This window comes from uncultured Roseovarius sp., assembly GCF_913054395.1.
Lineage (GTDB): Bacteria > Pseudomonadota > Alphaproteobacteria > Rhodobacterales > Rhodobacteraceae > Roseovarius.
This window is the reverse complement of record NZ_CAJXIP010000139.1, coordinates 1-8,164: the sequence shown is the minus strand read 5'-3', so window position 1 is coordinate 8,164 and position 8,164 is coordinate 1. Positions and strand designations below refer to the sequence as shown.

Sequence of the window (8,164 nt, the reverse complement as noted above, 5' to 3'; positions counted from 1 at the left end):
TACCTATCTGTCGCCACAGCATTGCCCGATGCGGTTAATGATCCGTAGCCACCGACAGGCCATTTCATTAAATAAAAACCTGAATTTTAACGGTTTCGCCCCCACGGCCTCACCTTCGCGTGACCCTGCGGGTCCGGGACTGGAAGAGCGCGCCCGGCGCACCTACTCTTGGGCCGACACGCCCTGAAGGATATTTCATGCCCACCGAACGCCTGACTTTCACTGGCCACGCTGGCCACGACCTTGTTGCCCGGCTTGACCTGCCAGAGGGTCCACATCTGGCCACCGCGCTTTTCGCCCATTGCTTCACCTGCTCCAAGGATATCCCCGCCGTGCGCCGGATCGCGGCGCGACTGGCAGGCGCGGGCATCGCCGTGTTGCGCTTTGATTTCACCGGGCTTGGCCATTCGGGGGGCGAGTTCGAGAACACCTCGTTTTCCTCGAATATCGAGGACCTCGTGCTTGCCGCGCGCGCGCTGTCCGATCGCGGCATGGCACCGGGGCTCCTGATCGGCCACAGCCTCGGCGGCGCCGCGGTTCTGGCCGCCGCCCGCCGGATCGACAGCGCACGCGCGGTGGTCACAATCGGCGCGCCGTTCGATCCCGCACACGTAACCCACAACTTTGGCGACGCGCTTGAGAAAATCAACGCCGACGGCGTGGCCGAGGTTCGCCTTGGCGGCCGCAACATCCGCATCGGCAAGGGATTTGTCGACGACGTAAAGGCCGAGACCCTGGAACAGGACATCGCCCACCTGGGCCGCGCGCTCCTGGTGCTGCACGCCCCGCGCGATCAGACCGTCGGCATCGAAAACGCCGCGGAAATCTTCAAGACGGCCAGGCACCCCAAAAGCTTTGTCACGCTGGACAATGCCGACCACCTGATCACCGCCCCCTCCGATGCCGAATATGCCGCACAGGTGATTGCCGCCTGGGCGATGCATTATCTCGACCTCTCGCACCCGGCACCGCCGCCCGGCGCACCCGAAGGCATCGTGCGGATAAGCGAGGCCGATCCCGATGGCTACTTGCAGGATATCAATTCAGGCCCCGATCACCACATGCTGGCCGATGAACCCGAGGCCTATGGCGGCACCGACCGGGGCATGTCGCCCTATGGTTTTCTGGCCGCCGGCCTGGGCGCCTGCACCTCGATGACCATCCGCATGTATGCCCGGCGCAAGGGCTGGCCACTCAATCACGTGAGCGTCGATGTCTCCCACGACAAGGTACACGCACAGGATGCGCGAAACGGCACTGGTGCAAAGGCCGACAAATTCACCCGCGTGATCCGCCTGAGCGGCGATCTGGACGACACCCAGCGCGCCAAATTGCTTGAGATTGCCGATAAATGCCCGGTGCATCGCACCCTGGAACGCAGCTCCGAGGTAACCACCAGACTGGCCTGAGGCTGGCTTCTTCTTGCCGAAAATATCCCGGGGAGTCGCCCCTTGGGGCGACGGGGCAGAGCCCCGAACCAAAAGAATGATTTTGCGCGCCCAGCGCGCTCCGCCCTCAAAAAATCGCCGCCTGATGCTCAGGCGCGGCGGCCGTAATGCTCGACCATCGCCGTCAGGTCCTCGGGCGGCGTGTCGGACTGAAGCAAAGCCCGGGCATTCGCGCACAACTCAAAGATCGAGCCGTCCGAGAAAAAGCTGGTATTCGTGACGAAAATAACCTGCGCATCAGGGTAACGATAGCTGGCAAGATCGGCCACCGCCAGAGCGCTTCCATTCTCAAGTACCAAATCAAGAATGAGCACATCAAAGGACCGGGTATTCAGGGCCTTGACCGCACTCGCCTGATCCGTCGAAAGGCACACTTCCATCCCCTGCCGCCGCATGTGGTTCTCCCACAGGCGGCCCAGATCGGGCGAACTTTCGACAATCAGAACTTTCATGTAACCCCGCGCGGCCCCACAAATGGCTCAAATGCCACCCGCCGACCATACCATCTCTTTGCCTCAAAGCTTAACAAAGTATTAATACCCGCCAGATCGCAAGGCTTTCCCACACGCAACGCTTGCGGAATGTGCGAATTTCCGCTTGAACGGCCACAAACCACCAAAGGGGCCACGATGACCAGCTGGATCACCATTTGCGACACCTGCAAGACAAGCGACTGGAACGAGGCCACGCACGCGCGTCCTCACGGCCAGGATATGGCAGAGCTTGTCGAGGCCGCCGCCAAGGACTGCGATGGCGTCAGGACGCGGCGCGTCTCCTGCCTGATGGGCTGCACGCACGGCTGCAATGTCGCCGTGCAGGGCGCGGGCAAGCTGGCCTATACGCTTGGCAAGTTCGAACCGACCCCGGAAGCGGCCCAGGCGATCGTCGACTACGCCGCCCTGCATGCCCAAAGCAGCAACGGACAGGTGCCCTACAAACAATGGCCACAGGGCGTGAAGGGGCATTTCATCACCCGCCACCCGCCGCTGCCCGACACGGCAGAGGAGTGACCAACATGACGCGGGATCACGGCGGCGGGCTTGATGGTGCCATCGCGCGCCACGGTGGCGTGCGCGGCGACTGGCTTGACCTGTCGACCGGGATCAACCCGATCCCCTATCCGTTGGGCGAGATCGGAATTGGCGCCTGGACTGCCCTGCCCGACCAGGGCGCGCAAGACGCCCTGATTCGCGCCGCCCGCAGGTTCTGGCAGGTGCCTGAGGATGCCGCCATTCTGGCCGCCCCCGGCGCCTCGAGCCTGATCGCGCGGCTTCCGGGGCTGGCATCGCCGGGACAGGTCCATATCCCCGCCCCGACCTATAACGAACATGCCGCCGGATTTGCCGCCCATGGATGGGAGGTTAGCGCAACCGCCCCCGCGCGGACGGATGCCCGCGTATTGGTGCACCCCAACAACCCCACCGGGCATTTCCATGCCCCCGAGGATCTTGGCGCGCCACTGACGGTGATTGATGAAAGCTTCTGCGATGTGGCGCCGACGCGCTCGCTCATCGCCCACGCCACCCGGTCCGGTCATATCATCCTGAAAAGCTTTGGGAAATTCTGGGGGCTGGCCGGATTGCGGCTTGGCTTTGCCATCGGCCCCGCCCCCCTTGTCGCACAACTCGGGGAGATGCTCGGCCCCTGGCCGGTTTCGGGCCCCGCCCTTGCCATCGGCGCGCGCGCCCTTGCCGATCAAGTTTGGGCGCAAGACACCCGCATCCGCCTTGACGCGGATGCCGCGCGCCTTGATGCCCTGATGCAACGCGCAGGTGCCACAGTGGCGGGCGGCACTTCGCTGTTCCGGCTCTACCGGGTGGAGAATGCCAGCGACTGGCAGGACCGGCTTGCCTCTCACCGCATCCTTGGCCGTATTTTCCCCTATGCCGACGACCTTATCCGCCTTGGTCTGCCGACACCGCCGGGCTGGGCACAGCTTGAGGCCGCCCTGTGACGCTCATTCTGGCGATGCTGCTTGACGCCGCCCTGGGCGAGCCGCGCTGGCTTTGGAGCCGCATGCCGCATCCGGCAATTCTCATGGGGCGTGCAGTCGGTTGGTGCGATGGTTGGCTTAATCGGGGCTCGGCACGGCGTTTGCGCGGGAGTGTCACCATGATCCTTCTCGGCCTTGGCGCGATAGGACTTGGCGCCCTGCTTGAAGAGCTCGGACCGCTGGTTGAAATTCTGGTGACCGCGATCCTTCTGGCGCAACGCTCGCTGGTCGATCACGTGGCCGCCGTCGGCGATGCCCTGCGGCTCTCGCTTGGCGATGCCCGGCTGGCCGTGGGGCGGATCGTCGGACGTGACACCGCAGCGATGCAATCAAGCGACGTCGCGCGCGGCGCGATCGAATCCGCCGCCGAGAACCTGAGCGATGGGGTGATCGCCCCGGTATTCTGGTTTCTGATCGGCGGCCTTCCGGGGCTGCTGCTTTACAAGATCACCAATACCGCCGACAGCATGATTGGCTATCGCACCGACAAATACCGTGAATTCGGCTGGGCAGCTGCGCGGTTTGACGACCTTCTCAATCTCGTTCCCGCGCGCCTTACGGCCCTGTTGATCGTGGCGAGCCATGCAATCTGGTTCGACTGGCCCGCGATTGCCGCCGAGGCCCCGCGCCACCGTTCGCCCAATGCAGGCTGGCCCGAGGCGGCGATGGCGCGCGCGCTTGGCATCGCCCTTTCCGGTCCACGCACCTATCATGGCATTCTGACCGATTTCCCCTATGTTAACGACAGCGGGCGCAAGGACATCGGTGCGCCCGAAATCGACGCCGCCTGTAGCGCGCTCTGGCGGGCCTGGGCGGGGGCGCTGGTTCTGGTCATCGTTCTGGTACTGGTGTTTCACTGAACCGACGACGCGAAAGGCATGACACATGCGGAGACTCACGACGGCGCTGGCGCTTTGGCTGGCAAGCGCAACACTGGCAAACGCAGAGTGTGGCGGCGGATTTCAATCCTTTGTCGAGGGCCTGCGCCAAGAGGCCGTCACCAAGGGCCATGATCCGGCCACCGTGGCGCGCTTTTTCGCAAGCGTGCGTCAAGACCCCAAGGTATTGCAGGCCGATCGCCGTCAGGGTGTCTTTCAACTGCCCTTCACCGACTTCGCGCGCCGCCTGATCAGCAATGACCGCCTGAGCAAGGGCCGCGCCATGGCCAAGCGCCACAAGTCCAGCTTTGACCAGATCGCCCGCACCTATGGCATCGACGCCGGTGTCCTGCTGGCTTTCTGGGCGTTCGAGACCGACTACGGCGCGTTTCAGGGTGATTTCAACACGCTGAACGCACTTGCCACGCTGGCACATGATTGCCGTCGCCCCGGCCTTTTCCGCCCGCAGATTTTCGCAGCGCTTGAACTCTATGAACATGGCGACTTCGACCCGGCCACCACCACCGGGGCCTGGGCCGGAGAAATCGGCATGGTGCAGATGCTGCCGCGCGACATCCTGGACAACGGCGTCGATGGCGATGGCGACGGCCATGTGCGCCTCAAGACCTCGCCCGCCGACGCGCTTTTGTCGGGCGCCAGGATGCTGAGCGGGCTTGGCTGGCGCAAGAATGAGCCCTGGCTGCAAGAGGTATCCCTGCCCGCCGGGTTCGATTGGTCGTTAAGCGGGCTCGATACGGCCAAACCGGCAGCGGACTGGGCGCGCATGGGGGTCACGCCCCGCCATGGCAAGCTAAGCGCCTGCCTGCCCGCCAGCGTTATCCTGCCGCAGGGCAAGGGCGGGCCTGCCTTTCTCGCCTATCCAAACTTCAACGTCTATTTCGAGTGGAATCAAAGCTTTACATATGTTCTGACCGCCGCCTATTTCGCCAACCGCCTTGGCGGCGCGCCGGTGTTTGACGCGGGCAATCCCGAACCGGGCCTATCGGACAAAGAGATGAAGGTGCTTCAGAGCAAGCTTGCCAAGCGCGGCTATGACGTCGGCAAGATCGACGGCATCCTTGGCGCGGGCACGCGGGCGGCGGTGCGTGATATCCAGGCGCGCCTTGGCCTGCCTGCCGATGCCTGGCCGACGCGAGACCTGCTGAACCGGCTCTGAGCACGACCGATCATGAATAAGAATAAATTATCGTTACGATTATAAAATGTAACTTAAACCTATGATGCGCATTTGATATGTATCCCTCAGACTTGATCGGGGGGGGAGAGAGTCCGCCTGTCCGGCCTTATGGCAAATGGGACAGACGGACATCATGCTGAACGCTTGAAAACACCCCCTAGTCAGAGACACATTCAGTTAACCAAGCCAGAATCGGAGAGACAGATGGACGGAAACGATATGGGAAAATGCCCGGTCATGCATGGCGGCAATACCGCGACCGGCAACTCGAACATGGAATGGTGGCCCAAGTCCCTGAACCTTGAGATCCTGCACCAGCATGACACCAAGACAAATCCCATGGGCCCTGATTTCGACTATCGCGAAGAGCTTAAGAAGCTTGACGTCGAGGCCCTCAAAAAAGACCTGACCGCATTGATGACCGACAGCCAGGACTGGTGGCCGGCCGATTGGGGCCATTATGGCGGGTTGATGATCCGCATGGCCTGGCACTCTGCCGGCTCTTACCGTCTTGCTGACGGTCGCGGTGGTGGTGGTCATGGCAACATCCGCTTTGCTCCGCTCAACAGCTGGCCCGACAACGGCAACCTCGACAAGGCCCGCCGCATCCTCTGGCCGCTCAAGAAGAAATACGGCAACAAGGTAAGCTGGGCGGATCTTATCCTGCTCGCCGGCACCATGGCCTATGAATCCATGGGCCTGAAAACCTTTGGCTTTTCCTTTGGCCGCGAAGACATCTGGCATCCCGAGAAAGACACGTACTGGGGGGCGGAAAAAGAATGGCTTGCCCCCTCCGACAGCCGCTATGAGAGCGTCGAGAACCCGGCCACGATGGAAAATCCGCTGGCCGCGGTGCAGATGGGCCTGATCTATGTGAACCCCGAGGGCGTGAATGGTCAGCCCGACCCGCTCAAGACCGCCGGTCAGGTCCGCGAGACCTTTGCCCGCATGGCGATGAACGACGAGGAAACTGCCGCCCTGACCTGTGGCGGTCATACCGTTGGCAAGGCACATGGCAATGGCGATGCCGAAGCTCTGGGTGCCGAACCCGAGGCTGCCGAAATCGAGAACCAGGGCTTTGGCTGGGTCAACCCGAACCTCGACGGCAAGGCCACCAATGCGGTGACCTCTGGCATCGAGGGCGCCTGGACGACCAATCCGACCAAGTGGGACATGGGCTATTTCAAGCTTCTGTTCGGCTATGACTGGGAATTGACCAAATCGCCCGCCGGTGCACAACAATGGAAGCCCATCGACATCAAGCAAGAGGACATGCCGGTCGATTCCACCGACCCGTCCAAACGCGTCATGCCAATGATGACCGATGCCGACATGGCGATGAAGATGGACCCGACCTATCGCGCCATTTGCGAAAAGTTCATGGCCGATCAGGCCTATTTCGACGATTGCTTTGCGCGCGCATGGTTCAAACTGACCCATCGCGACATGGGTCCCAAGTCAAACTATTTCGGCCCCGATGTCCCGCAGGAAGATCTGATCTGGCAAGACCCGATCCCGGCTGGCAGCACCGGATACGATGTCGCCGCCGTCAAGGCGAAGATCTCCGACAGCGGCCTGTCGCTTGGCGACATGGTCGCCACCGCCTGGGACAGCGCCCGCACTTTCCGCGGCTCGGACCTGCGCGGCGGTGCCAATGGCGCGCGTATCCGCCTTGCCCCGCAAAAGGATTGGGACGGCAACGAGCCCGAGCGTCTGGCCCGTGTTCTGGCGGTCCTTGAAGGCATCGCCAGCGAGACCGGCGCAAGCCTGGCGGATGTGATCGTTCTGGCCGGCAATCTGGGTGTCGAACAGGCCGCCAAGGCAGCCGGCTTTGACATCGAGGTGCCCTTCGCGCCGGGCCGTGGCGACGCCACCGCCGAAATGACCGACGCCGCAAGCTTTGACGTCCTCGAACCGCTGGCCGATGGCTTTCGCAACTGGATGAAGAAGGACTATGTTGTCACCGCCGAGGAAATGCTTCTCGACCGGAGCCAGTTGATGGGCCTCAGCGCACATGAAATGACGGTTCTTGTCGGCGGGATGCGGATGCTCGGCACCAACCATGGCGGCACCAAACACGGCGTCTTTACCGAGACCGAAGGCGCCTTGACCAACGATTTCTTCGTGAACCTCACCGATATGGCGAACACGTGGAACCCCGTTGACAACGGCATCTACGAGGTGCGCGACCGCGCCACGGGCAAGGTCAAATGGACCGCCACCCGCGCCGATCTGGTGTTTGGCTCGAACTCGATCCTGCGCGCTTATGCGGAGGTCTATGCCCAGGACGACAACAAGGGAAAACTGGTGCGCGATTTCGTCGCCGCCTGGACCAAGGTGATGAACGCCGATCGCTTCGATCTGGCCTGATCCCCGAAGACCGACAAACGGGCGCGGCGGCTTGACCTGCCGCGCCCGACCCTGCCATCATGTGTCGTCGGGGGGCCCCACCGACACGTAAGAGGTAAACCCGGCGCTACGCGCGCTGTCGGCGGTATAGATGTTGCGCAGATCCGCCATGACCGGCTGCGCCATCACAGCGGCCAGTTTCTTCAGGTCGAGCCCGCGAAACTCGTTCCATTCCGTCAGAAACACCACAAGATCGGCCCCGGTCGCGGCCGCATAGGCATCGTCGTGCCAGCTCACG

9 protein-coding genes are annotated in these 8,164 nt (G+C 62.7%); 7 read left to right on the top strand and 2 right to left on the bottom strand.

Annotated features, from left to right (window positions below; genetic code table 11):
- Both QZ522_RS15575 and QZ522_RS15570 read left to right on the top strand, forming a co-directional pair.
- A partial coding sequence (locus QZ522_RS15575; RefSeq protein WP_294613605.1) for a hypothetical protein occupies positions 1 to 187 on the top strand: 187 nt, incomplete at its 5' end.
- Between the two features lie 10 nt (positions 188 to 197).
- A complete protein-coding gene (locus QZ522_RS15570) occupies positions 198 to 1,409 on the top strand; it encodes a bifunctional alpha/beta hydrolase/OsmC family protein (RefSeq protein WP_294613603.1) in 1,212 nt (403 codons plus the stop codon).
- Between the two features lie 128 nt (positions 1,410 to 1,537).
- Here QZ522_RS15570 and QZ522_RS15565 read toward each other — a convergent pair whose 3' ends face one another.
- Complete coding sequence (locus QZ522_RS15565) at positions 1,538 to 1,900, bottom strand: response regulator (RefSeq protein WP_294613600.1); 363 nt, start codon at positions 1,898 to 1,900, stop codon at positions 1,538 to 1,540.
- Between the two features lie 177 nt (positions 1,901 to 2,077).
- Here QZ522_RS15565 and QZ522_RS15560 point away from each other — a divergent pair, with 177 nt between their 5' ends.
- The 5 genes from QZ522_RS15560 (at position 2,078) to katG (ending at position 7,887) form a co-directional block, all read left to right on the top strand.
- Entirely contained in the window at positions 2,078 to 2,458 is a 381-nt protein-coding gene (locus tag QZ522_RS15560; protein ID WP_294613597.1) for a DUF1636 domain-containing protein, read from the top strand.
- A 5-nt stretch (positions 2,459 to 2,463) separates the two neighbouring features.
- Positions 2,464 to 3,402, top strand: coding sequence for a threonine-phosphate decarboxylase (locus tag QZ522_RS15555; RefSeq protein WP_294613594.1), 939 nt, complete (start codon positions 2,464 to 2,466; stop codon positions 3,400 to 3,402).
- Entirely contained in the window at positions 3,399 to 4,301 is a 903-nt protein-coding gene (gene cbiB / locus QZ522_RS15550; RefSeq protein WP_294613591.1) for an adenosylcobinamide-phosphate synthase CbiB, read from the top strand. Before QZ522_RS15555 ends, cbiB begins: the two co-directional genes overlap by 4 nt.
- 25 nt (positions 4,302 to 4,326) lie before the next feature.
- Complete coding sequence (locus tag QZ522_RS15545; RefSeq protein WP_294613589.1) at positions 4,327 to 5,496, top strand: lytic murein transglycosylase; 1,170 nt, start codon at positions 4,327 to 4,329, stop codon at positions 5,494 to 5,496.
- A 225-nt stretch (positions 5,497 to 5,721) separates the two neighbouring features.
- Entirely contained in the window at positions 5,722 to 7,887 is a 2,166-nt protein-coding gene (gene katG / locus QZ522_RS15540) for a catalase/peroxidase HPI (protein ID WP_294613586.1), read from the top strand.
- Between the two features lie 57 nt (positions 7,888 to 7,944).
- Here the strand turns inward: katG and QZ522_RS15535 are convergent.
- Positions 7,945 to 8,164, bottom strand: a 220-nt coding sequence (locus tag QZ522_RS15535; RefSeq protein ID WP_294613583.1) for a UDP binding domain-containing protein, incomplete at its 5' end; no start/stop codon positions are given.

Bases quoted from the DNA above. Each gene is read 5' to 3' on its own strand.
- QZ522_RS15570 (WP_294613603.1), top strand. From the start codon at position 198: ATGCCCACCGAACGCCTGACTTTCACTGGCCACGCTGGCCACGACCTT.
- QZ522_RS15565 (WP_294613600.1), bottom strand. From the start codon at position 1,900: ATGAAAGTTCTGATTGTCGAAAGTTCGCCCGATCTGGGCCGCCTGTGG.
- QZ522_RS15560 (WP_294613597.1), top strand. From the start codon at position 2,078: ATGACCAGCTGGATCACCATTTGCGACACCTGCAAGACAAGCGACTGG.
- QZ522_RS15555 (WP_294613594.1), top strand. From the start codon at position 2,464: ATGACGCGGGATCACGGCGGCGGGCTTGATGGTGCCATCGCGCGCCAC.
- QZ522_RS15545 (WP_294613589.1), top strand. From the start codon at position 4,327: ATGCGGAGACTCACGACGGCGCTGGCGCTTTGGCTGGCAAGCGCAACA.
- katG (WP_294613586.1), top strand. From the start codon at position 5,722: ATGGACGGAAACGATATGGGAAAATGCCCGGTCATGCATGGCGGCAAT.